The sequence below is a fragment of the Endozoicomonas euniceicola genome, assembly GCF_025562755.1.
Classification (GTDB): Bacteria; Pseudomonadota; Gammaproteobacteria; order Pseudomonadales; family Endozoicomonadaceae; genus Endozoicomonas_A; species Endozoicomonas_A euniceicola.
In genome coordinates this window covers 1,039,715-1,060,948 of sequence record NZ_CP103300.1, presented here as the reverse complement: position 1 = coordinate 1,060,948, position 21,234 = coordinate 1,039,715, and the positions used below count along the sequence as shown (strand labels likewise).

The window sequence follows — 21,234 nt, the reverse complement described above, 5'->3', positions numbered from 1 at the left end:
ATCCATCAGAGGGCTGAGAGTGGAACCAAGCGCAAGCATGCGCGGCTGGTAACCAGAAGTGGGCGTGAAGGACTCCCGGCACCCTGTTACATAAACGCTTTATATATAAAGAGCAGGGGTGTGTTACTGGCTATACAAAGAGTGGAAGTAACCATGGGAGCCCTGACTAAAGCGGATATAGCCGAGCATTTGCACGAAGAGCTCGGTTTTAATAAAAGAGAAGCCAAGGAAATGGTCGAACAGTTTTTCGAACAGATCCGTCAGGCTTTGGAAAATAACGAACAGGTAAAACTGTCAGGTTTTGGCAACTTTGATCTGCGTGACAAAAAAGCAAGGCCAGGACGTAACCCTAAAACCGGACAGGAAATACCTATTACTCCACGTCGTGTTGTAACATTCAGACCCGGGCAGAAGCTTAAGGCGAGGGTGGAAGCTTATGCAGGACACCGAGTTCAGGACGACTGATTCCAGTGTTCAGGAAGAATCTGGCCAGCAGGCAGAGTTACCGGTTATTCCTGGCAAGCGCTACTTTACCATTGGTGAAGTGAGCGAACTGTGCCAGGTAAAATCTCATGTCCTGCGCTACTGGGAGCAGGAGTTTTCCAAGCTGAAACCGGTTCGTCGTGGTAACCGCCGCTACTACCGGCGTCAGGATGTATTACTGATACGACAGATTCGCAGCCTGCTCTATGAACAACGCTATACCATTGATGGCGCTCGTGCTCACCTTAAGGGTGAGGCTCAGAAGCAGGACTCTTCCAAATACAAGCAGCTGATTCGACAAATGATCGCCGAGCTGGAAGATGTTCTGGATACGCTGGATGATATTCCCCGCTCCTGAGTGAACAGTCTGGCTATGGTAGCAGGCTATACCGCCTGCGACAGTGGAGACACCTCAGTGCATCTTGCGAGGATGCGAACCTTTTTTACCACCTTTGGATTTCGGCTTGCCAGCACCTTTGGCAACAGACCTGGTGCTGCTCTCCTCCGGAGAGTTGAACAGCAGGTACAACTCCATCAGCACTTCCGGAATCTGGCTGGTCATGTCTTCGGTGAGTTCTTCATTATTCAGGATTTCCTGAAATTCCGATTCTTCGTCAAACAGGCCAGAGGCCAGCATAACCGGTAGCAACAGTTCACACACTTCCTGTTCGTGCTCAACAAACCACTGCTTTTCGTTCAGGAAATGGCCTTCCATAAAACCGCCACACCAGTCGAACAGGGCTTCGTCTTCGGGGTCGTCCAGTTCTTCTTCACAGGACAGGGTAAAGCCTTCCTCTTCGTTAAACTGGCGATCGATACTGCGGGCAACATCGGTGAGTGCCAGGTTAAGGGCTTGCTGGTCTTCGCTGTTCAGGGCTACCTGACCGTCAAACAGAATGTCATTGCGTTCTGCTTCGCTCAGTTCAACCGGACAGATGGCCAGTGCGGTCATAAGACCGTGGACAGCGTGAAAATTCAGTGGCTCTTCTTCAGAATACTGAGTTAAAAGGTGTTCAATGGTAGAACGAGTGTTCTGCATGAGGGGGGCTCAATTTGAGTGATAATATTAAGCGCACAGTTTACCTCAGATTCTTCTGATCATCATTTCTTTCCCTGTTATAATGTACAGTGCCGGTTCTAATTATTATTTCATCGTCGTTTAATTTCTGGCTTTACCTTAATTGGTTTTACCTAATAGCGGATACCCATGGCTGATTCTGTACTGGAGATTTTGCACAACACCTTTGGTTATGAATCCTTTCGCGGATTCCAGAAAGAGGTCATTAATACCGTTATTCAGGGGCTTGATGCCCTGGTTCTGATGCCAACCGGAGGGGGTAAATCACTCTGCTACCAGGTACCAGCCCTGGCACTGGCGGGAACCACCGTGGTGGTGTCGCCACTCATTGCCCTGATGGAAGACCAGATCAGCTCTCTTAAGCAGCTGGGTATCCGGGCCGAAAGTCTGAACTCCGGAACGCCTTACCCGGAACAACAGCGAATCGAGCAGGAACTGCTAACCGGTCATCTTGATCTGCTCTACGTTGCCCCGGAACGCCTGTTAACAGAAAGTATGCAACGCCTGCTGGACCAGGTAAAACTGGCACTCTTTGCCATTGATGAAGCCCACTGTGTCTCCCAGTGGGGGCACGATTTCCGGCCGGAATACCTGCAACTGTGCCGTTTGAAACACCGTTATCCCGGCATTCCCCGAATTGCCTTAACCGCTACCGCAGACCGGCGCACCCGTAAGGAAATTGCAGAGCGACTGGAGCTGGATAACGCCAGGGTCTTTGTTGACAGCTTCAATCGCAGCAATATCTTTTACCGTATCAGCCAGAAAAAACAGGGCAAACAGCAACTGCTGCGTTTTCTGCAAAAAGAGCACCCGGAAGATTCGGGCATTGTTTACTGCCTGTCCCGCAAACGGGTAGAAGACACCGCACACTGGCTGAATGAGCAGGGGCGACTGGCACTGCCTTACCATGCCGGTATGAGCAATGAGGAACGCAGTCGCAATCAGCAACGTTTTCTGAAGGAAGATGGCCTGATTATTGTGGCAACCGTGGCCTTTGGTATGGGCATCGATAAGCCGGATGTTCGTTTTGTAGCGCATCTGGATCTGCCCAAAAGCATTGAAGCCTACTATCAGGAAACTGGCCGGGCGGGGCGTGATGGTCTGCCGGCCACGGCCTGGATGGTTTATGGCTTGCAGGATGTGGTGTTGCTGCGGCAGATTCAGTCGGGCTCTAAGGCCAGTCCTGAAATACAGCGGGTTGAACAGCAGAAGCTGGATGCCATGCTGTCGCTGTGTGAAGTCACCAGTTGCAGACGTCAGGTGTTGCTTAATTATTTTGATGAGCCCATGGATGAAAAGTGTGGTCACTGCGACCTCTGCCTTGAGCCAGTCGATACCTGGGATGGTACAGAAGCGGCGCGCAAGGCTTTGTCTTGTGTCTATCGAACCGGACAGTTGTTCGGTGTCAGCCATCTGGTCGATGTGTTAATGGGTAAGGAGACCGCCAAAGTCTGCCAGTTTAATCATCAGCACACCAGTACCTATGGCATTGGCAAAGATTATAAACAGACAGAATGGCGTTCTATCTACCGTCAGCTGGTGGCGCGTGGTTATATCAATGTGGATATTGAAGGGCATGGCTCACTCAAGCTGAATGAACGCTGTCGTCCTCTGTTGAAAGGCGATGAACGTATTTTGCTGAGGCAGGACCGCTACGAACACGCCACCACTAAAAGCACCCAACCGGTTGAGAAAGGCCGTGTCCTTGTCGCCGATGAAGACAAACCCCTGTGGGATGCCCTGCGTACCCTGCGGCGGGAAATGGCAGAAAAGCAGGGTGTACCCGCCTACATTATTTTTAACGACAAAACCCTGTTTGAAATGCTCAGACACAAGCCCTGTGACCTGGAAGCCATGTCGCAAATTTCCGGGGTAGGGCAGTACAAGCTGGAGCAGTATGGTCAGCAGTTTGTCGAGCTGATTAGTCAGGCTTTGGCTTATCATGACTGAAGTGGCCACAGAGCTTTAAAAAAAGCTTTGCCCTGTGGCCCTGTGGTAAAAGAGACATTAATTCAGGGCAGGTTCCTGGCTGGCAATGGTCTCAGGAAACACTCGGTCTTTGGCAGTAAAGCCGCTTAGCCCCATGAACTCTTCGATAAATCCGGAGTAGTCTGCGTACTGGTCAGATCGAAAGTTTTCTGCGGTCACTTTGTCTATCAGCCTGAATATTTCTGCCTGAACTTCCGGGTTCAGTTCCCGGTCATCGGCTCTGATCAGTCGGTTTTCATCCGTTTTGACACCTTCCGGATGGAACAGGAAGTCTTTCATCATCCGATGCATATGAGCGACACTGGTCTCATACTCTCCCTTTTGTTTCAGTACTCTGGACAGTGCCATCATGTAGCAGGAAAAGCCCGGAATAAAGACGGAAGCCTTGGAGACCAGGGCGGTACTGACACCAATATGAGCTTCTCCCTGGTGCTTGCTCAGAAACTTATTGAGTCTGTCCGAAGTATCGTGCAGATGAAGCTTGGCCTGTCCCATGGTGCCCCCAAAATAGATGGGGTAGGTGACGTCGCTGCCAATGTAGGAAAAGGCGATGGTTTTAACCCCCCTGGCCAGCAGGTTGTTGCTATCCAGGCAACGAATCCACTCTTCCCAGTTTTCCCCGCCCATTACCTTAACGGTTTCCTGCACCTCTTCCGGGGAGGCGGGAGGCATGGAAACGGGTTGTATCTGGTCTTTTTCAATATTGATGATATTGCCAGCAAATGGTTCACCCACAGGTTTCAATGATGATTTCCAGAAGCCTGAACCATCAGGCCTGGGGCGAACACCTGCGGCAAGACTGTAAACGATGCAATCGATGGAACCTTCGAACTCTGAACGGATATAGTCAACAACCTGCTGTTGCATTGGTTCAGAGTAAGCGTCGCCAACAAAGTTTTTGGCGATCAGTCCCTCTTTTTCGGCAGCTTCAGTGAACGCCAGGTTATTAAACCAGCCTGCTGTCCCCGATTTTTCCCCTGATGGCGGACGTTCATAGGAAATTCCGATGGTATCCGCGCGACCGCCAAAGGCCAGTGAGATCCGGGTGGCAAGACCCAGCCCGGAAGAAGCTCCGATGACCAGTACTTTTTTGGGGCCAGTGCTGATAGCGGGCAATTGCTGTAGCTGGTGAATCTGCGACTGAATGCTCTTCCTGCACCCTTCCGGGTTGCAGTTTTTGGCAATAACACCCTTGATAATGGGTCTTATATCCATAAGATTCATCCTTTTTTGTTGTAGAACTGTTGTTGTAATTATGAATAAAAAAAATAGTACCGATTTTATTCAGAAGAGCGTTGACGTATATCAGGAACTCTGAATTTGGCGGCTATGGCCAAACGATTGGCGGAAGTGGTCAAATGACGGTTGTTTTAAGGGTGTATTGAGCCGGGGAGAAAACTGCCCTCTACAAGATATTAGTGTGTAGCGTGAATGAAACACCCTGATGAGCAGGATCCTTCAGGGTCATCTTTATCTTCCCTGTTTTCTTTAAACTCACTGAGGTTTAACCCTGACGTGTCTGGCAGACTGCCTTCAGTGGATTCTGACTCTGTATTGGATTTGTCAGGTTCAGGGCGTGTCAAAGGCCTGATCAGTCGGAAATTGTTTGAATCGATTTCAATTAGGCGGAAGAGGTTGTCAGTCGTAATTTGAGTGAGCACCCCGTCTGCTCCAAGAGTAGAAAAGTGATAACCATAAAAAATACAGGGAGGCTCATCGCCCAGTTTTTGAAGCCCAGTCAACACAATGTTAAAAACAGGCAGTTGCAGGCTATGGCCGTCAGGGCTGATGACTGCCGGACTGTCCTCAGGCCAGTAGTATAAATTGTCAGAGTAGTCGTAATCATTCACGGCGTAATTTGCTTTAATACCATCTACTTGCACAGGGCGGGGATCATTTGAGGGTGGCTCAATGACGCGTAGAGTATAGCCTGTTGAAGAGTTACTCGTAGGCGTGTAGGAATAGGTCAGACTGCCCACTCCTTCGACGTGTGTTTCTACGGTGACGGAGTTATCAGATTTAGTTGGCGTTGAAATAACAACGGTCACCTGCTTTTCAGAATTATTGATGATTGCTTTGTAGTAGTGGGTTTCAACAGCATACAATTCAGAGTTGAACGGCATTCCCATAATACAAGCTAAAACCAGAGAGCGCAGGCACTGTTTATAGTTCATGTGTCGAGTTTTGAGAATGGTTTATTGCAGGAGCTATAAACCTTAGCCTGCTTTTACAGGTTACGCATTGATAAATTGTTCCTTTTACAGCCCGGTTATGACGAACCGCTGATAGGTGAATAACTTTTTCCGGACACTGGCAGCTGTAGGCAAATGGTCGCTTAGCAGATTGTCTGGTGTCGTAGCTGTGTGTTCGTTTTGCAGGCAGATTGAACACCTGCTCCATCACAAATTTCCACTCTTTGCCGTGGGGGCGAATTTTCCTGCCATAAACATTTTCAGCAATCAGGTGTGCCACTTCATGCCCAAGCGTATGCTTGAGAAAATGTGGTTGGTTTTCTTCCAGTAATACTCTGTTGAGCCTGAGCAGGTTACGCTCGGGCCATGCCTGTCCGGCAGTTTCCCCCCTGAGATTTAATAGTACGGCTGGTCGTTTAAAGCGTTTCAGGAAATGTCGTTCTGCCAGGCAGTACAGTTCTGCAATGCGTAGTTGTATTGCCTGATTAAGCAAGTCAGATGTCGTGTGCATGGAAGTCCGGAAGGCAGGGTCAAAGCTTAAAAAGATTAGATGAATCAGGCTGGTAAAGTAAAGAGGCCAGGTCTGCTTATACAGGTTAAGTGCAATACGTATTCAAATAAATTGACATTTATGTGTTTTTCGACAAACATATAAGCATATATTTATATGTCTCATGGAGAGCCGTCATGGAAAAATGCTGCTCAACCAACTGTTCCTCCAGCAGCTTCACTCACAGAGGATCCCAACCCCTGTCTGATGTAGCGGTTGATCCGCTCCGTTATAAGTGGTTTGTCAGAGGTATGGATTGCGGGAGCTGTGCCGCCAGGGTAGAAAAGGCACTGGCTGCAATGCAGGGTGTCAGCCAGGTTCGGGTGGTGTATTCAACTGAACGCCTGCTGGTGGACATGGACAGCTCTGTTAAAGCCTCAGCTATTGAAGCGAAGGTGACTGAACTCGGTTTCCGCCTCGAAGACAGTCTGGGAACGGCTGAAGAACCACCCTTCTGGAAATTACACCCTGACCTGTCACTTCTTGGAGGATTGACGGTTCTGGCTGCATTGGTTTCTGTGCTGGTATCTGGTTGGGGAGAGCTGGCGTTTTATGCACCTGCAATCGTCGGGTTGATTCCTTTTATACACAAGTCGCTGGCCCAGGCAAGAAATGGCAGCTGGTTTGGTATAGAGACACTGATGTCGGTGGCTGCTATTGGCGCACTGATTCTTGGGGAAACCTTCGAAGCAACGCTGGTATTGCTGCTGTTTTCAATAGGTCAGATGCTGGAAAGTGTGGCGGCCCGAAAAGCCCGTGCTGGGGTTCAGAGCCTGATGCAGTTGACTCCGGATACCGCCATCCGGATAGAAAACGGGCAGCGAATCCATGATGTGCCAGCAGAGCTCCTGCAACCGGGCGACCTGATCGAAGTCCGACCCGGAGACCGTCTGCCCGTTGACTGCATACTGGATGACAATGTGGGGGACAATGCTTCAGCTACAGGTGTCTTTGATGAGAGCGCTTTAACCGGCGAATCCATTCCTGTCAGCCGCTTAAGAGGTGAAAAAGTAATGGCAGGCAATCTGGTGGTGGACAAGGTGGTTCGTGTCACAGTGGTATCTGAGCCCGGTTCCAATGCCATTGATCGTATTGTTCAGCTGATTGAGGAAGCGGAAGAACGCAGGGCGCCCATTGCCCGGATGGTTGACCGTTTCAGTGCCTGGTATACCCCACTGGTGATTGGCATTTCTGCGCTGGTCATGTTTATTCCCCCGTTATTATTTGCAGCAAGCTGGTCTGTCTGGGCCTATAAAGCGCTGTCATTACTCTTGATCGCCTGTCCCTGTGCGCTGGTGGTGTCGATTCCGGCAGCCGTGACCTCCGGGCTGGCAGCCGCTGCCCGCTTTGGTGCTTTGATCAAGGGCGGTGCAGCTCTGGAGCAGTTGCGACAGGTGAAACATCTGGCGTTTGATAAAACCGGAACGCTGACGGAAGGTAAACCTGAAGTGACGGCTGTAGAGCCCTTTTTTAGCTCTGGCAGTGGCTCTGACAGGGACGTACTCTCTCTGGCAGCGGCCATTGAGCAGGGTTCCAGCCACCCTCTGGCTACAGCGATTATTAACAGGGCTGAGCGTCTGGGTATTACTGTTCCCGAGGCTGCGGATGTGGTTGTCATGCCGGGAGCGGGTGTTAAGGGGGTTGTGAGTGGTCGGTCGGTACAGATCACCGCACCAAAAGTATTGCCTCAATCTTTGCAAACACCCAATCTGATGGAGCGTATCAGCACCCTGGAGTCACAGGGTAATACAGTGGTTGTTGTGCTGGCAGATCAGCAGGTTCAGGGTTTGATTGCCCTGGCGGATACATTGCGCAGTGACGCCGCTGAAGCGGTGCAGCGATTAAAGGCTATGGGCATCAGCAGCACCATGTTGACGGGCGATAATCGCCGGACGGCTGCCGCCATTGCCGGGCAGCTGGGCATTGACTATCGTGCGGAACTGTTGCCGGAAGACAAGGTGAATGCGATTCGTGAATTGCAGGCCAATGGCAACGGTGCTGTTGCCATGGTAGGTGATGGGATTAACGATGCACCGGCACTGAAGTCTGCGGAACTGGGCATTGCCATGGGACGCGGCAGCGATGTTGCACTGGAAACCGCCGACGCTGCACTGACCCACGAACGTTTGCCGGAACTGGCGGGTATGATCAGCCTGTCCCGAAGAACTGCCGGGATTGTGCGACAGAATATTGTATTGTCACTAGGTATCAATATGCTTTTTCTGCTGACAACGTTGTTGGGTATCACTGGTTTAATGGGAGCCGTTCTGTCTGATGTGGGCGGTACGATTCTGGTGACACTGAATGCGATGAGGCTACTGAGTAGCCGTTAGCCATGGGCTTTTATTCCCCGGAGGCCTATGATCGTTTCAGGTTTAACGGTGACGTTTGGATTGGGTAGATGCAAACATAAAAGTGGCAAAAAGTTTGCCAAGCAGGGTTCTCATAGTTCCATTGTGAGGTGGTGAAAGGCGGGGGGGGGATGGTAAGTTAACCTGTTCATGATGAGGCAGAATCAGCGAATAATACACGAGGCTATTCTGCTCCTCTTCGCCGGATGTTAGCTCAACAGGTATCACATGGCTTCTTTCTGCAGTAAACCCAGAGTAGTGTTCAGAATTCCAGAAATTATCATACCCAGTCATTGGCCCGAACGGATACATAAGGCGTCTTCCGTTTTCACTGTCGTTGGTATTTGGTCGGGAGCTCCAAAACCAGGAAAACCAGGAAGTTAAAAGTGAAAAGTCCACTCGACTTTGAAAATTTATTCCGCTGAAATCGGGACAGGGGCCATGAAAATCCAGTTGATATAAATTATCAGGTAGATCAAATTCAAATAGTACACTGCCTTGCCCGGTTCTTATGGAGTATTCCACACCAATTTGGTGGATGGTCTCTGTATTGTGATATGGATCCCTTCTATACAAAATCCGATCTTGTGAGATGTGACGTGGCAAAGCTGATATTCTTCTAAGTGGTAGCGAACCTTCCCGTTCATTGCTTCTCAGGGATAAGTTCCCCTTCTTAAAGAATGCAGGCCAGTTAAAGTTTTGAATATTCAGGATAAGATAACCTTTTCTTGGGTCTGCGATAACAGGCGACGACAGCATAAGGCAAGGCAGCAGAATAGATATAATATGTCGATAATGCATTTGTCATTATTCCTGATATTAATTTCATTAGAAAAAACGGCTGTAAATTTTTCGAAACAGAAGGAATCAGAACAGGGCATAAACGTAGTAGACAAATTTAATTAAGACAATGTAATCAAACTCTGTCGTCTGAATTTGAGTTTGTGGATGTTTTGTTTATATCTTGATCGGACAGCGTGAGTGTTTCTGGTCATACAAAGTGAATGCGATTCGGGAATTGCAGGCCAGTGGCAACGGTGCTGTTGCCATGGTGGGTTTTGCCGGAACTGTCCGGTAGAAACAGATACGATCGCAATCGCAATGGTTGCAAAACCAGGGGGCTCATAGGCTCCGTTTCTGTAGAAACAGGTACGATGGCAATGGTTGCAAAACCCGGGGGCTCACAGGTTCCGTTTCGGCAGGGCGGGGCGTTGGGAGGCTGTGATGAGGCAGAATCAGCGAATAACACACATAGCCACGCTGTTCCCTTCTTCTGGATGACAGCTCAGCAGGTATAACTTCGCTCGTTTCAGCAGTAAACCCAGAGTAGTGTTCAGAATTCCAGTAATTATCATGCCCCATCCTTGGCATGAGCGGATCCATAAGGCGTCTTCCGCTTTCACTATCATTGGTATTGTTTTGGCTTTGATCAGACTCATCCCGAGTTTGAAAATTAATTTCGCTGAAATCGGGATAGGGACCATCAGAACCCAGCTGGTATAAATTATCAGGTAGATCAAATTCAAATAGTACACTATCTTGCCCGGTTCTTCGGGAGTATATTGCACCAATTTGGTGGATGGTCTCTGTATTGTTATATCGATCCCTTCCATTTAGAATCTGATCTTGTGAGATGTGAGGAGGCAAAGCTGGTATTCTTCTAAGTGGTAGCAAACCTTCCCGTTCATAGCTTCTCAGGTATAACTCCCCCTTCTCAAAGAATGCAGGCCAGTTAAAGTTTTGAATATTCAGGATAAGATAGCCTTTTCTTGGGTCTGCGATAACAGGCGACGACAGCATAAGGCAAGACAGCAGAATAGATATAAGATGTCGATAATGCATTTGTCATTATCCTTGACATTAATTTCAGTAGAAAAAACGGCTGTAAATTTTTCGAAACAGGAGGAATCAGAGCAGGGCATAAACGTAGTAAACAAATTTAATTAAGACAATATAATCAAACTCTGTCGTCTGAATTTGAGTTTGTGGATGTTTTGTTTATATCTTGATCGAACAATGTGAGTGTTTCTGGTCATACAAGGTGAATGCGATTCGTGAATTGCAGGCCAATGGCATCGGTGCTGTTGCCATGGGATGCGGCAGCGATGTTGCACTGGAAACCGCCGATGCTGCACTGACCCACGAACGTTTGCCGGAACTGGCGGGTATGATCAGCCTGTCCTGAAGAACTGCCGGGATTGTGCGACAGAATATTGTATTGTCACTGGGTATCAATATGCTTTTTCTGCTGACAACGTTGTTGGGTATTACTGGTTTAATGGGAGCCGTTCTGTCTGATGTAGGCGGTACGATTCTGGTGACACTGAATGCGATGAGGCTACTGAGTAGCCGTTAGCCATGGGCTTCCATTCCCCAGAGGCCTATGATCGTTTCAGGTTTAACGGTGACGTTTGGATTGGGTAGATGCAAGCATAAAAATGGCAAAAAATTTGCCGAGCAGGGTTCTCATACGTTCCATTCCTGCGGGGCGGGGGGGTGGGAGGTCAACCTGTTCATGATGAGGCAGAATCAGCGAATAATACACGTGGCTATTCTGCTCCTCTTCGCTGGATGTTAGCTCAACAGGTATCACACGGCCTGTTTCTGCAGTAAACCCAGAGTAGTGTTCAGAATTCCAGTAATTATCATACCCACTTCTTGACATCAAATGACCCATAAGGGGTCTTCCGCTTTCACTGTCATTGGTATTTAGTCGGGAGCTCCTGAAGCAGGAAGTTAAAAGTGAAAAGTTTACTCGTCTGTTTTGGTTTTGATCAGACTCACCCCGAGTTTGAAAATTTATAGCGCTGACATCGGGATAGGGACCATCACGACCCAGTTGGTATAAATTATCAGGCAGATCAAATTCAAATAGTACACTATCTTGCCCGGTTCTTCGGGAGTATTCCACACCAATTTGGTGGATGGTCTCTATATTGTTATATAGACCCCTGCTATATGGAATCTGATCTCGTGAGATGCGACGTGGCAAAGCTGATATTCTTCTAAGTGGTAGCGAACCTTCCCGTTCATTGCTTGTCAGGGATAACTTCCCCTTCTTAAAGAATGCAGGCCAGTCAAAGTTTTGAATATTCAGGATAAGATAACCTTTTTTTGGGTCTGCGATAACAGGCGACGACAGCATAAGGCAAGACAGCAGAATAGATATAAGATGTCGATAATACATTTGTCATTATCCTTGATATTAATTTCATTAGAAAAAGCGTCTGTAAATTTTTCGAAACAGGAGGAATCAGAGCAGGGTATAAACGTAGTAAACAAATTTAATTAAGACAATATAATCAAACTCTGTCGTCTGAACTTGAGTTTCCTGCGGTTTTGTCTGAATCTTGATCGAATGCAGTGCGTATTTCTGGTCATTGAAGCATCAGGCTTTGCCATGTACTCTGCGCCCCCTTAACGTTATCACTGATAAAAAAGCAGGACGAAAATTTGATCACAACCGCCAACATCACCATGCAGTTCAGCGATAAGCCACTGTTTGAGGACATTTCCGTAAAATTCGGTGACGGCAACCGCTATGGACTGATCGGTGCCAATGGCTGCGGCAAGTCTACCTTTATGAAGATTCTCGGTGGGGAACTGGAAGCTACGGCTGGTTCAGTAAACCTTGACCCGAATGAGCGTATGGCAAAGCTGAATCAGGATCAGTTCGCCTACGAAGAGTGCAGCGTGATTGACACCGTAATCATGGGACACACCGAACTCTGGAAAGTCAAAGAAGAGCGTGACCGTATCTATGCCAAAAGTGACATGACGGAAGAAGAGGGTATGCGGGTTGCGGACCTGGAAGTTATGTTTGGCGAAATGGACGGTTATTCTGCTGAAGCCCGTGCCGGTGAACTGTTGCTGGGGCTGGATATTCCACTGGAACAGCATTACGGGCCGATGAGTGCCGTGGCTCCCGGCTGGAAATTGCGGGTATTGCTGGCGCAGGTGCTGTTTGCCGAGCCTGATATTATGCTGCTGGACGAACCCACTAACAACCTGGACATTAATGCGATTCGCTGGCTGGAAGGCGTGCTGAAACAGCGCGACTGCACCATGATCATTATTTCCCACGACCGTCACTTCCTGAACAGTGTCTGTACCCACATGGCAGACCTTGATTACGGTGAGCTGCGTCTGTTCCCGGGCAATTATGATGAATACATGACGGCGGCCACCCAGGCCAAAGAGCGTATTCAGGCCGATAATGCCAAGAAAAAAGCACAGATTGCCGAGCTGCAAAACTTTGTCAGTCGCTTTTCCGCCAACGCTTCCAAGGCCAAACAGGCGACATCCCGTGCCAAGCTGATCGACAAGATCAAGCTGGAAGAGATGAAGCCATCCAGCCGACAGACTCCGTTTATTCGCTTCGATCAGGAAAAGAAACTGTTCCGTAACGCGCTGGTGGTTGAGAAGCTGTCCCAGGGTTACGAAGAGTTACTGTTTAAAGACGTAAACCTGATGGTTGAAGTGGGTGAACGTGTTGCCATCATTGGTCAGAACGGTATTGGTAAAACCACGCTGCTGCACACGCTGGCGGGTGAAATGGCACCAAAATCCGGTACGGCTAAGTGGTCCGAAAACGCCAACATTGGTTACTACGCCCAGAATCACAGTGCTGATTTTGAAGAAGATATGACCCTGTTTGACTGGATGAGCCAGTGGCAGAACGAAGGTGAAGATGAACAGACCATTCGTGGCACCCTGGGACGAATGCTGTTCTCCCAGGCGGACATCAAAAAATCGGTGAAGGTGATTTCCGGTGGCGAGCAGGGTCGTATGCTGTTTGGTAAGCTGATTCAGCAGCGTCCGAACATTCTGTTGATGGACGAACCCACTAACCACATGGATATGGAGTCCATTGAAGCCCTTAACCTGGCGCTGGAAAACTATCCGGGTACGCTGATGTTTGTCAGCCATGACCGCCAGTTTGTTTCATCGTTAGCGACCCGTATCATCGAGATTACCGATAAAGGCGTGATCGATTTCCACGGTTCTTACGACGACTACCTGCGTAGTCAGGGCGTGGTAGAAGAGTAATAGCCAGCGCAATTATTCAAAGGTCAGGGCCTTCTCCGGGAGCCCTGACTTTTGTCGTCATATCAGTCTTCTGAAGTTTCTGGTTAATCCGTTCTATCAGTAAACTGACTTTTGTAGACAGGTGTCGGTTATGGGGATACAGAACCCAGATGCCTTCTGCAGGAGGCTGGTAGTCCGCCAGCAACTCTACTAACTCTCCACTTTGAATCGCCGGGGCAACATAATGGTTGGGGAGTTGCACTAGACCCAATGCTTTCAGGGCTGCATCCAGCAACGCGTTGCCGCTGTTGCACCGTAAAGAGCCTGTTACCTTCAGGTTGCGGGTCTGGTTATTTTCCTCAAAGCGCCAGTAATCCGTTCTTCCCATTAAACAGTTGTGACCTTCCAGGTCATTCAGGGTTTCAGGACTGCCAAACTGCTTCAGGTACTCCGGCGAGGCACACAGGTGCTGGCTTCTGACGCCCAGTTGTCGGGCAATCATGTTAGAGCTGTCCAGTTGCCCCAGCCGTATCGCCAGATCAATGCCATTTTCAATCAGGTCAACCCTGAGGTTGGTCAGGTTCAGTTCAACGTTGATATCGGGGAATTCATAGCAATAGGCATTGACCACTGGAGCAATGTATTTTTCACCAAAAGTCACTGGTGCGGTGACCTTGATGGAGCCTCTGGGGTGCGTCTGTAACGAGGTCAGTACGGCTTCCGCTTCATCCAGTCCGTCCAGTAGTGGACGACAGTGGTTGTAAAAAAGCTGTCCCGCTTCCGTCACTGTAACCCGTCGTGTACTTCGGTAAAACAGTTTGGTCGCCAGCCGCTGCTCCAGTGCACTGACCTGGCGGCTGACCTGGGCGATGGATAGTCCAAGACGCTTAGAGGCCAGCGTAAACGACTCAGTTTCTGTAACAGCAACAAACTCTCTAATCCCTTCCCAGTTGGCCATGGATTCACCGAACGAAAAAATAAAAAATTATAAGCCCCATTATTACAAGGCTGCAAAAGTCTATTTCCGATTTGGCGGATTATCATAGGGTGTGTAAGAAAATATACTGTTTACATCTTGAAGCTTTTACGTTTTGTTGCCCGAATGCGCAACAGATAAAGGAGAATGCAATGTCCGCAAAGACACTGAAGTCCAGAGCCGCTGTCGCCTGGGGAGCGGGTCAGCCTCTTTCCATGGAGATGGTTGATGTCATGCCGCCACAGTACGGTGAAGTAAGAATCCGTATGATCGCTACCGGCGTTTGCCATACCGATGCTTTCACGCTGTCGGGGGATGATCCTGAGGGTATCTTTCCAGCCATTCTTGGTCACGAGGGTGGTGGTATTGTTGAGTCTGTCGGTGAAGGTGTCACCAGTGTCCAAGTGGGCGACCATGTGATTCCGCTTTACACGCCGGAATGTGGTGAATGTAAGTTCTGTCAATCAGGCAAAACCAACCTGTGTCAGAAAATCCGTGAAACCCAGGGCAAAGGTTTAATGCCTGACGGTACTACACGTTTTTCCATTGATGGGCAGCCCATTTACCATTACATGGGAACATCTACCTTTTCTGAATACACCGTACTGCCGGAAATTTCTCTGGCAAAGATTAACCCTGAAGCACCGCTTGAAGAGGTTTGTCTCCTTGGCTGCGGTGTCACCACCGGCATGGGCGCGGTGACCAATACTGCTGATGTACAGCCTGGTGATACTGTGGCTGTGTTTGGCCTGGGTGGTATTGGCCTCTCAGCCATCATTGGCGCGCAAATGGCAGGCGCTGGTCGTATTATTGCGATTGATATTAATGAAACTAAATTTGATCTGGCTCGTAAACTGGGTGCGACCGACTGCGTTAACCCTAAAAAATACGAGAAGCCGATTCATGAAGTTATTGTTGATATGACCGATGGCGGTGTGGACTTCTCCTTTGAGTGTATTGGTAATGTTCATATTATGCGCAGCGCCCTTGAGTGCTGTCATAAAGGTTGGGGTGAGTCCGTTATTATTGGCGTGGCGGGTGCAGGGCAGGAGATTTCTACCCGGCCATTCCAGCTGGTGACCGGACGTGTCTGGAAAGGTTCTGCCTTTGGTGGTGTGAAAGGCCGTTCGGAGCTGCCTGAATACGTTGAGCGTTATATGAAAGGCGAGTTCAGGCTGGATGACTTTATTACTCATACCATGTCTCTGGACAAGATTAACGACGCTTTTGACCTGATGCATGAAGGCAAGAGTATTCGTACCGTTATTCATTTCGACCAGTAATCTCAATACTCTGAAGCCGTGTTCTGCACGGCTTCAGAGTTTTCCGGATAAAGCACTATGGACACACTACAACTGCTTGCCAGCAACCGGAGCTTCGGTGGCTGGCACCGTCGTTACCAGCATGAATCCGAGGTCAATGGTTGTACCATGATGACCTTTGCGGTTTTTATGCCGCCTCAGGCCAGTGAGAGCAACCGGGTTCCGGTACTGTACTGGCTTTCCGGGCTGACCTGCACCGATGAGAACTTTATGCAGAAAGCCGGAGCCCAGCGTATTGCTGCGGAACTGGGGATTGCGATTGTTGCGCCCGATACAAGCCCAAGAGGTGAGGGCGTGGCCAATGATGAAGGTTATGATCTTGGACAGGGCGCTGGCTTTTATGTCAATGCGACACAGGCACCCTGGGATCGTCACTATCGTATGTATGATTATGTGACTTCAGAACTGCCTGCTCTGATTGAGGCGAATTTCCCGGTTAATACCAGACGCTCAATCGCCGGGCATTCAATGGGTGGGCATGGTGCGCTGGTGTGCGCGTTGAAAAATCCTGATCGATATCTGAGTGCTTCGGCTTTTTCTCCGATTAGCCATCCTTCACAGACTCCATGGGGGCAAAAAGCCTTTACGGCTTATCTGGGTGATAATCAGGAAGACTGGGTAGGCTACGACGCTTCCCTGTTGCTTCGCAAGGTAAAAGGCACTGATGCAAGGATGCCGGTTCTGGTGAGCCAGGGGCTGGCGGATGAGTTTCTGCAGGAACAGCTTCAGCCTGAAGCGTTACAGGAAGCAGCAAAGGCAGTGGATTACCCTGTGACGTTGGAACTGCATGAACACTACGACCACAGCTATTACTTTATTGCCAGCTTTATTGAGCAGCATTTAAGGTTTCATAGTCGTGTACTGCATCAGTCGCAATAGATGGTGAGTATTGACAGGCGTTCGGTCTTCAGAACTGAGCGCTCTCGCCGAATGGAATCAACATGGATGGCCCTTCAGGTGAGTTTTGAGTCCTGATCAGCCTCTGGCAACCACGGACGGTGAATAGACGATGACGGACAAGAAACCAACCTGTGAATACTATGAATTGTGCCCTTTCTTTCAAAGTACGTTGGAAGATATGCCTTCGACAGCCAACCTGTTAAAAACAAACTTCTGTTATTCCGCTTTTCAATCCTGTGCCCGGTATGTTGTGACTCAGGAAGTTGGAGCTGAGCATGTCACTGATTTCCTGTACCCCAATAATGCTAAATCGGCACAGGAGATTATTCAGACTGTCAGGCAGGAAAAGAGCTGAGTTGGCATACACAAACCTCTGCCCTCTTTCTACCCGGTGAGCGTAGCCGTGAGGCTACGCCCTATCCCAATTTTTATGCTATCGACCCAACATTGTAGAAAGATAATCCAGGGGGGTATAAAACTTCTTAAACTGGTTCCAGGCCGTTTCAGATAAATGCTCTTCCAGAGGAATGCCATAAACGGAATAGTTTAAAAGGCTATTGGTCAAAGTGATTAAAAGGGCTGAGTACACAGCAGTGATGGTGTTTTTCATAAAACTGTCTGAAGTTGGAGCATCAGGTTGAAGCGGCAATGCGATTATGAGTCCAGCCAGCAATGAAGTTGTGAATATGGTGGCGGCTTTAAAATCGGAACTGGCTAAGGTTAGGGCTCCGGCGAAGGCACCGGTGGATCCGGCTAAGAGTCCGAGTTTGTCAGCGAGGTTGGCATTGGCGTAGAATCCGGCTGTGGTTAAGGCTGTGGCTGAGGCCGTGGTTATGGCTGTGGTTGAGGCTTTTCCGCCGACGGTTCTCGAGATAATGGCTGATATTAGGGCTATCTTTGTGAGACGGAAAATAAAATTATTGTCCAGATTAAGATTAAGTGTTGGTATAGATATCACCGGCATTAATCCTGCCGATAACGTAGATATTGCATAAGCAAAGGTGGCTTTTGCAGGCGTATAGCCTATCCCAATCATTGTCTGATAAGTTATATCCCCGACTATCAGGGCACTAAAGACTAATAATAATGAGTTCTGAACGAGGGCATAAGATGAGCCATAATCACTACAGTGCAAACTGTTGGTGCAGTCATTAGGGGCACGAAGGTCAGGGATGGTACCGAGGCTTCTTAACATATTGGTACTCACGGCCCCGGCTACCGATCTGAAAGTTGCTTCGAAAGTGAAATAAAGCAGAATCATTGAGGCTATTCTAAGATTACTCTCCTTGCCATAATTACGAAAAACGATCATTCCTGCTCCTGCAAATCGCAATGCTTGCCACGGAACCTGCTCAAGTGGCCAGGGTGACACAGCTCCAGCCAACGTTGCCTCTGCGGTGGCGATAACCGGTGCCAGCTGTGCACAAAAATCTGTTGTGATACCAGCAAGTTCTTTTTGATCCTCACTGCCCAGTTTAAATCGATTCGCAAAGGTTGAAACGAATTCAGGTACTTTGCAGATGTCATACCAGAAAAAGGCACTTATTGCGGTGGAAGATATTTGCCTGGTAACACCAGTCAACATAGCCAGACTGCTTTCAATCCCCGATGAGTCATTGTAGTGTTTTAAAAAATTAAACTGATCTTTAGACGGAGTGCCTGAATGGGCAATTGAATAGACAAATAACAAGCACGAAAGTAAGGTAAGTTTGCAAACTGTTTTCATGTCACATCCCATGGGGTTGATAACTTGCCAGCCAGTAACACCGTATTAGCATCGAGCCTCTGCCTTTATTTCATGTGGCAGAAATTCATTTTTTTAGTTGTTGCAGTTTGCCCGGTACACACCGGAACCAGGCATCTGGTCACAACCCGTTAGCCTTTGTCGTTTTCGCCCTACGGTATAGCATCACACTGGAACGGGTGCATGAACAAAATTGGCAAACAGCCAGTTTTTTTGGCTTAGGGAGGAGGCTGGAAAGAATATACGGCGTGGGAAAGCAGGCTATTGAAAACTTGTCTATGCTATGTCATTCGCCCTGAGAAGTAATAAATAATAGCGAGGCAGGTTTTGTTGTGGGTATTAAACAACTTCATTTTGTTTAAAAGAAGGCTGCGTCTCTGCCAGTGCATTCTGCTATTAATGGTTCAAACACCTTGTTTTGGCTGGAGCCTGTTTAGTGACCCTGGACAGGCCTACCAGCATATTATGTCTTCAGGCGACAGGTTTCATAGTTCTGTGCCAGAAGGCGTTAAGCGGATTAATCAGACTCTTTTATTTTCATTACATCCCAGAGATTTTTCTGAGCTGCGTCTAAATTATCCCCCCAAAAATATGAAAAGCACTGGGTTGTATTATGTGAAAGGTGAGCCTATCACGGTACGGACTCAGCCTGCGGATGGTAATGAGCTAACTCCGAAGTTGTTTCTATCGATTGGCATACACACTGACCGACTGAGTCATGTACCGGCAGCAGAACGCAGAAGACCTGATTATGGCAGGGTTTCAATCCCGCTGAATATGACTCATCCTCTTTCACGCACTAGCCCTATATCAGGGCTGGTTTATCTTTCGAGCAGTGATACCGGGACCGGGTCGTTTGAAGTAGCGCTAACAGGTGCTGTAAAAGCGCCCTGGTTTAAACTTGGCAGGGACTCGCTGGAGCAATGGCAGAATGAAATTCGTCATTACCCGGCTCCGTGGGCGGAGCTGGAAGGAGAATATACAAGACTGGCTCTGCCTTCGACAATGATTCGGGAGCTGGACGATCCGGTGGCCGTCGTTCTTGCCTATGATCAGGTGGTAAAAGATGCCAACGCTCTGGTCGGGTTAAGCCCGGATACGCAGGTAAGGGAGGATAAAGCACCGGATCTGCCTTTTCAGTTTGTTCTTGATATTCATACATCAATGGATGACGGGACAAGATCTCACAACGGTTATCCCATCGTTTTATACTGGCTGCACTACGGTAACCCTTTTCGACTCATTGACCCGGATACTATTCGTTCCGGTAATTTGATACGGCATGAGATTGGTCATAATTATGAGCCTGAGGAAAGGGCTTTTGAACCTCCGGGCGCTGCACAGGCTTTTGCCGAAATCTTCCCCTATGGATACCGATATCAGTCTGGCTACTGGTTTATTTTTAATTTCTGGGACAGTGATTTCCTCTATTACTACTTCCCATTTTTTGAGTTTTATTGGGATATTTTTCTCTATATCTTTGGCTATGGTTATAACTGGGACATCTGGGGGGAGGAAGTAGATGAAATGTTGCCAGCAAAAACAGCTTTCATGGCTATCTTGATAAACGAGCTATCACCCAAACCTTTGACAAAGCTCTATCAGGATTTTCGCCGTCTTCCCGGGGAGCAGATACCCAGTCAGCCACAGGAAAAAACAGACTACTTTTTTGAAAGCCTCTGCAGAATCACGGGGCAGGATTTAACCCTGTTGTTCCGGAGCTGGCGTGTTCCAGTCAGCTCCGCCGCTTATCAACGGGTTTTACAGGAAAAGTATGAACATCCCCGCTGGCTGTACCATGATGGTTTGTAATCGGTAAGCGTTGATCAGTAACCCGATCAAAGAACCTGCACGTACTCAGGCCCGGCTCCCATACTCCACAAAATCACTGTTGTGATCATCAGGGATACCAGAACGACCAGCCCAATACACAGTACTGAGCTGGCATACACAAACCCCTGCTCTTTTGGAATTTTCATAAATACTGGCAGCCCGGTATACAGAAGCCAAGCAGACCATGAGGCGCCAATGGTTCCGGCAACAATCGCGAGCCAGATAGAGGGAGCCAGTCCGCACAGTCCTGCCAGAAACAAGGGGAATGCCGTATAACAACTGAAGGCAATGCTTTGCGCCATGGTGGGTTTACTGCCGAAGGTTTCACTCATCCATTGTACAAAGGCACCCATTACGCCCACCCCCGCCAGAATGGCTAACCAGGCCAGCGCAGACATCACCATGGCACTGCTTTCGGTCAGGCGAACAAACTGTTCACTGCCGGGCAGCGACCAGCCGGTTTGAGTGGTTCCGTAAAACGTGCACGCAGCCGGCAGAGCAGCCAGCCAGATAATCTGGGTAAGATAGAGCCGTATAATACCGGGAGGGTGTTTGCGAATAGAGTCCCACTCTTCATCAGGGCGAGTCATAAGACCCCAGAAGTGGCTCAAAATCATGGTGTTAATCTCCATGTTGACGAGCTGTACTTCCGTAGCCATTGTGTTCCCGGGCTCGAACGACGATGCACCTGAACAACAATGTACCTCAAACAGTCAGGTTGAGTACTGTTTAACAGAATCTCAACAAGACCGGGCTACGAATCAGCGGTTAATTTTTGTTATTATTAT

At 48.7% G+C, this 21,234-nt stretch carries 20 protein-coding genes; 11 read left to right on the top strand and 9 right to left on the bottom strand.

The genetic code is table 11. From position 1 onward, the window contains the following. Window positions 1-153: 153 nt before the first annotated feature. On the top strand, window positions 154-465 hold the full coding sequence (gene ihfA / locus NX720_RS04135; protein WP_262601524.1) for an integration host factor subunit alpha: 312 nt from the start codon (window positions 154-156) through the stop codon (window positions 463-465). Next, window positions 437-841: a MerR family transcriptional regulator gene (locus NX720_RS04130; RefSeq protein ID WP_262599582.1), complete on the top strand. Its 405-nt coding sequence runs from the start codon at window positions 437-439 to the stop codon at window positions 839-841. Before ihfA ends, NX720_RS04130 begins: the two co-directional genes overlap by 29 nt. 54 nt (window positions 842-895) lie before the next feature. Here the strand turns inward: NX720_RS04130 and NX720_RS04125 are convergent, their stop codons facing one another. After that, a complete protein-coding gene (locus NX720_RS04125) occupies window positions 896-1,522 on the bottom strand; it encodes a YecA/YgfB family protein (protein ID WP_262599580.1) in 627 nt (208 codons plus the stop codon). 168 nt (window positions 1,523-1,690) lie between these two features. On the opposite strand from NX720_RS04125, the gene recQ reads away from it, so the two are divergent. Continuing rightward, the gene (gene recQ / locus NX720_RS04120) at window positions 1,691-3,511 is read left to right on the top strand and encodes a DNA helicase RecQ (protein WP_262599579.1); all 1,821 of its coding nucleotides are present in this window, start codon (window positions 1,691-1,693) and stop codon (window positions 3,509-3,511) included. Window positions 3,512-3,568: 57 nt separating this feature from the next. On the opposite strand, the gene fabV is transcribed toward recQ, so the two are convergent. From fabV to NX720_RS04105, 3 genes are all read right to left on the bottom strand, one after another. Continuing rightward, entirely contained in the window at window positions 3,569-4,765 is a 1,197-nt protein-coding gene (gene fabV, locus NX720_RS04115; protein ID WP_262599578.1) for an enoyl-ACP reductase FabV, read from the bottom strand. 200 nt (window positions 4,766-4,965) lie between these two features. After that, window positions 4,966-5,724 (bottom strand): hypothetical protein, encoded by a 759-nt coding sequence (locus NX720_RS04110; protein WP_262599577.1) that lies wholly within the window; start codon window positions 5,722-5,724, stop codon window positions 4,966-4,968. Continuing rightward, a complete protein-coding gene (locus NX720_RS04105; RefSeq protein ID WP_262599576.1) occupies window positions 5,714-6,253 on the bottom strand; it encodes a SprT family zinc-dependent metalloprotease in 540 nt (179 codons plus the stop codon). The genes NX720_RS04110 and NX720_RS04105 overlap by 11 nt, the downstream gene beginning before the upstream one ends. Before the next feature lie 176 nt (window positions 6,254-6,429). Here NX720_RS04105 and NX720_RS04100 point away from each other — a divergent pair, with 176 nt between their 5' ends. Then, a complete protein-coding gene (locus NX720_RS04100) occupies window positions 6,430-8,625 on the top strand; it encodes a heavy metal translocating P-type ATPase (protein ID WP_262599574.1) in 2,196 nt (731 codons plus the stop codon). Window positions 8,626-8,667: 42 nt separating this feature from the next. Here the strand turns inward: NX720_RS04100 and NX720_RS04095 are convergent, their stop codons facing one another. After that, window positions 8,668-9,444, bottom strand: coding sequence for a hypothetical protein (locus NX720_RS04095; RefSeq protein WP_262599573.1), 777 nt, complete (start codon window positions 9,442-9,444; stop codon window positions 8,668-8,670). A 1,204-nt stretch (window positions 9,445-10,648) separates the two neighbouring features. Between NX720_RS04095 and NX720_RS04090 the strand changes: the two genes are divergently transcribed. Both NX720_RS04090 and NX720_RS04085 read left to right on the top strand, forming a co-directional pair. Next, a complete protein-coding gene (locus tag NX720_RS04090; protein WP_262599572.1) occupies window positions 10,649-10,828 on the top strand; it encodes a hypothetical protein in 180 nt (59 codons plus the stop codon). Window positions 10,829-10,843: 15 nt separating this feature from the next. Next, the gene (locus tag NX720_RS04085) at window positions 10,844-10,999 is read left to right on the top strand and encodes a hypothetical protein (RefSeq protein ID WP_262599571.1); all 156 of its coding nucleotides are present in this window, start codon (window positions 10,844-10,846) and stop codon (window positions 10,997-10,999) included. A 42-nt stretch (window positions 11,000-11,041) separates the two neighbouring features. Here NX720_RS04085 and NX720_RS04080 read toward each other — a convergent pair whose 3' ends face one another. Then, window positions 11,042-11,830, bottom strand: a complete 789-nt coding sequence (locus NX720_RS04080; RefSeq protein WP_262599570.1) for a hypothetical protein — start codon at window positions 11,828-11,830, stop codon at window positions 11,042-11,044. Window positions 11,831-12,096: 266 nt separating this feature from the next. On the opposite strand from NX720_RS04080, the gene NX720_RS04075 reads away from it, so the two are divergent. Beyond that, window positions 12,097-13,692 (top strand): ABC-F family ATPase, encoded by a 1,596-nt coding sequence (locus NX720_RS04075; protein ID WP_262599568.1) that lies wholly within the window; start codon window positions 12,097-12,099, stop codon window positions 13,690-13,692. A 16-nt stretch (window positions 13,693-13,708) separates the two neighbouring features. Here the strand turns inward: NX720_RS04075 and NX720_RS04070 are convergent, their stop codons facing one another. Continuing rightward, window positions 13,709-14,629 (bottom strand): LysR family transcriptional regulator, encoded by a 921-nt coding sequence (locus tag NX720_RS04070; protein ID WP_262599567.1) that lies wholly within the window; start codon window positions 14,627-14,629, stop codon window positions 13,709-13,711. Window positions 14,630-14,799: 170 nt separating this feature from the next. Here NX720_RS04070 and NX720_RS04065 point away from each other — a divergent pair, with 170 nt between their 5' ends. From NX720_RS04065 to NX720_RS04055, 3 genes are all read left to right on the top strand, one after another. Next, window positions 14,800-15,930 carry an S-(hydroxymethyl)glutathione dehydrogenase/class III alcohol dehydrogenase gene (locus tag NX720_RS04065; RefSeq protein WP_318654086.1) on the top strand — a complete coding sequence of 377 codons (1,131 nt, stop codon included), beginning with the start codon at window positions 14,800-14,802 and terminating at the stop codon, window positions 15,928-15,930. Between the two features lie 57 nt (window positions 15,931-15,987). After that, the gene (gene fghA, locus NX720_RS04060; protein WP_262599566.1) at window positions 15,988-16,848 is read left to right on the top strand and encodes an S-formylglutathione hydrolase; all 861 of its coding nucleotides are present in this window, start codon (window positions 15,988-15,990) and stop codon (window positions 16,846-16,848) included. A gap of 130 nt (window positions 16,849-16,978) precedes the next feature. Then, entirely contained in the window at window positions 16,979-17,224 is a 246-nt protein-coding gene (locus NX720_RS04055; protein ID WP_262599565.1) for a hypothetical protein, read from the top strand. Between the two features lie 78 nt (window positions 17,225-17,302). Here NX720_RS04055 and NX720_RS04050 read toward each other — a convergent pair whose 3' ends face one another. Beyond that, complete coding sequence (locus tag NX720_RS04050; RefSeq protein WP_262599564.1) at window positions 17,303-18,595, bottom strand: hypothetical protein; 1,293 nt, start codon at window positions 18,593-18,595, stop codon at window positions 17,303-17,305. A gap of 417 nt (window positions 18,596-19,012) precedes the next feature. On the opposite strand from NX720_RS04050, the gene NX720_RS04045 reads away from it, so the two are divergent. Then, window positions 19,013-20,425 (top strand): M60 family metallopeptidase, encoded by a 1,413-nt coding sequence (locus NX720_RS04045; protein WP_262599563.1) that lies wholly within the window; start codon window positions 19,013-19,015, stop codon window positions 20,423-20,425. Window positions 20,426-20,451: 26 nt separating this feature from the next. Here NX720_RS04045 and NX720_RS04040 read toward each other — a convergent pair whose 3' ends face one another. Further along, a complete protein-coding gene (locus tag NX720_RS04040) occupies window positions 20,452-21,105 on the bottom strand; it encodes a Yip1 family protein (RefSeq protein WP_262599561.1) in 654 nt (217 codons plus the stop codon). Window positions 21,106-21,234 lie beyond the last annotated feature (129 nt).

What these genes read in the sequence shown, in the direction of transcription:
- ihfA (WP_262601524.1), top strand. Translation starts at nt 154, where the DNA reads ATGGGAGCCCTGACTAAAGCGGATATAGCCGAGCATTTGCACGAAGAG.
- NX720_RS04130 (WP_262599582.1), top strand. Translation starts at nt 437, where the DNA reads ATGCAGGACACCGAGTTCAGGACGACTGATTCCAGTGTTCAGGAAGAA.
- NX720_RS04125 (WP_262599580.1), bottom strand. Translation starts at nt 1,522, where the DNA reads ATGCAGAACACTCGTTCTACCATTGAACACCTTTTAACTCAGTATTCT.
- recQ (WP_262599579.1), top strand. Translation starts at nt 1,691, where the DNA reads ATGGCTGATTCTGTACTGGAGATTTTGCACAACACCTTTGGTTATGAA.
- fabV (WP_262599578.1), bottom strand. Translation starts at nt 4,765, where the DNA reads ATGGATATAAGACCCATTATCAAGGGTGTTATTGCCAAAAACTGCAAC.
- NX720_RS04110 (WP_262599577.1), bottom strand. Translation starts at nt 5,724, where the DNA reads ATGAACTATAAACAGTGCCTGCGCTCTCTGGTTTTAGCTTGTATTATG.
- NX720_RS04105 (WP_262599576.1), bottom strand. Translation starts at nt 6,253, where the DNA reads ATGCACACGACATCTGACTTGCTTAATCAGGCAATACAACTACGCATT.
- NX720_RS04100 (WP_262599574.1), top strand. Translation starts at nt 6,430, where the DNA reads ATGGAAAAATGCTGCTCAACCAACTGTTCCTCCAGCAGCTTCACTCAC.
- NX720_RS04095 (WP_262599573.1), bottom strand. Translation starts at nt 9,444, where the DNA reads ATGCATTATCGACATATTATATCTATTCTGCTGCCTTGCCTTATGCTG.
- NX720_RS04080 (WP_262599570.1), bottom strand. Translation starts at nt 11,830, where the DNA reads ATGTATTATCGACATCTTATATCTATTCTGCTGTCTTGCCTTATGCTG.
- NX720_RS04070 (WP_262599567.1), bottom strand. Translation starts at nt 14,629, where the DNA reads ATGGCCAACTGGGAAGGGATTAGAGAGTTTGTTGCTGTTACAGAAACT.
- NX720_RS04065 (WP_318654086.1), top strand. Translation starts at nt 14,800, where the DNA reads ATGTCCGCAAAGACACTGAAGTCCAGAGCCGCTGTCGCCTGGGGAGCG.
- fghA (WP_262599566.1), top strand. Translation starts at nt 15,988, where the DNA reads ATGGACACACTACAACTGCTTGCCAGCAACCGGAGCTTCGGTGGCTGG.
- NX720_RS04055 (WP_262599565.1), top strand. Translation starts at nt 16,979, where the DNA reads ATGACGGACAAGAAACCAACCTGTGAATACTATGAATTGTGCCCTTTC.
- NX720_RS04050 (WP_262599564.1), bottom strand. Translation starts at nt 18,595, where the DNA reads ATGAAAACAGTTTGCAAACTTACCTTACTTTCGTGCTTGTTATTTGTC.
- NX720_RS04045 (WP_262599563.1), top strand. Translation starts at nt 19,013, where the DNA reads ATGGTTCAAACACCTTGTTTTGGCTGGAGCCTGTTTAGTGACCCTGGA.
- NX720_RS04040 (WP_262599561.1), bottom strand. Translation starts at nt 21,105, where the DNA reads ATGGCTACGGAAGTACAGCTCGTCAACATGGAGATTAACACCATGATT.